This is a genomic window from Arsenicibacter rosenii (genome assembly GCF_001870735.1).
In the GTDB taxonomy this organism is placed as follows: domain Bacteria; phylum Bacteroidota; class Bacteroidia; order Cytophagales; family Spirosomataceae; genus Arsenicibacter; species Arsenicibacter rosenii.
Map to the genome: position 1 here is coordinate 1 of NZ_MORL01000131.1, position 1,524 is coordinate 1,524.

Here is a 1,524-nt window from a genome sequence, read left to right on the forward strand (position 1 = left end):
CAGCTGCCCACAGTGCAGGTGGCCGTCAGGGCGCTGGTGCTGCTGCCCGCGGTCAGCGTGATCATGGCCGTAGTCGCACCGGTTGACCACAGGATTTGGCCGCTGCAACCGCTGGCGGTAAGGTTAATGGTCTGCCCGGTGCAGACGGTGGCAGACGAGATGGTAAACGGCGGCAGGTTGAAATCCTCCGTCACAGACAGGTTGTTGCTGAGCGCAGTGCAGCCGTTGGCGCCCGTAGCGGTGACCGAATAGGTACCGGTCTGGCTGACGCTGATGGTCGCCGTCGTCTGGCCGGTTGACCAGCGAAGGGCGGTGGTTGATGCCGTGGCGGTTAGGGTCAGGCTGGGATTGGTGCAGGATAAAAGACTGTTGCCCGTAACAGTAACAGCAGGCAAAGGCTGGACGAATACGCTTGCGATAGATGTAGTCTGGGTTTTTCCGTCACCTGTTGCGATGGCGTAATAATAGGTCGTTCCTGATGTACTTGTTGGTGGGCTATAGGTCGTCGATTGTGCACCATTTATCAGAGTACCACTGGAATTGCTGGTTACAGGCGTATTGCTGGAATACCATTGGTAGGAGAATCCGCTTCCGGATATGGAAAAAGATAGCGGCACCGCAGATGTATTTACGCAAAGGGTCTGGGATGCCAGTGGCGTGCTTTGTATGCTACATTGAAAAGTTACCTGATATTCTTGCTCACATGTGTTATCCCAGTTATTAGTACAGCAGAATGAATCAACTGCCAAAAGCTCCCGAAGGCATGGTGTATCGGGGTGCGGAATAGTGCTGTTGCAGCTAAGGTCTGCCTGTTTAGGACGCCGGAAGAGGGCTGCTGTTCCGGTTATATCACGGTGTATGCCGGTTAGCCTATTTGTTTCAGAAGATGTCCGGAGCAACTGTGTTTTCAGTCTGTCTAATGTTGAAAAACCGTTAATCCGGTCAATACCATACTGCGGAGTATTGATAATCATTGCCGGTACAGATGACACCTTCCAGTGTTGCGCAACGGCTTGTCCCTCCGGAGAGTTAATCTCGATGGATGATACCTGATACCTGCTCTCCAGATCCTTAACAAAAGAAGGGTTTTGTTGAAGGGCTTGCTGCATTTGCTGACAATGCCCGCAGGAATTTGAATAGAAAATCAACAACCTTGGTTTGTCTACCTGACCGGCATACGTATTCAGGTTGCTGAATGCCAATACTGCAACGATGATGGCTATGATGAACCGCATCAGATACCGGTCACGGTAAAAAACGCTGAGAAGACAATAATGCGTTGGACAGGCTTGAGTTGAATACGACATACTGAGATAAGAAAAGATGAGTTGATAAACACTTTCGGGTAAAGAATGGCTACCTGCGGCCGGGCTCTGACCAGCAGAAACCCGACTACAGGTAGTGATTATTTTACGGGCAATTGCGGTTAACGGTTACCGTCCGGGTTACCGGCGCACTGGTGCTGCAACTGTTGGTGTAGGTAGCCGTCAGGGTATAGGTGCCTGCCTGCTTCACATTCAGGCC

The 1,524-nt window shown here is 51.4% G+C and carries 1 protein-coding gene; it reads right to left on the reverse strand.

Annotated features, from left to right (window positions below; all coding sequences use genetic code 11):
* Nucleotides 1-1,235: thioredoxin family protein (locus BLX24_RS32430; protein ID WP_177225980.1), on the reverse strand; the 1,235-nt coding region annotated here is incomplete at its 3' end.
* Nucleotides 1,236-1,524 lie beyond the last annotated feature (289 nt).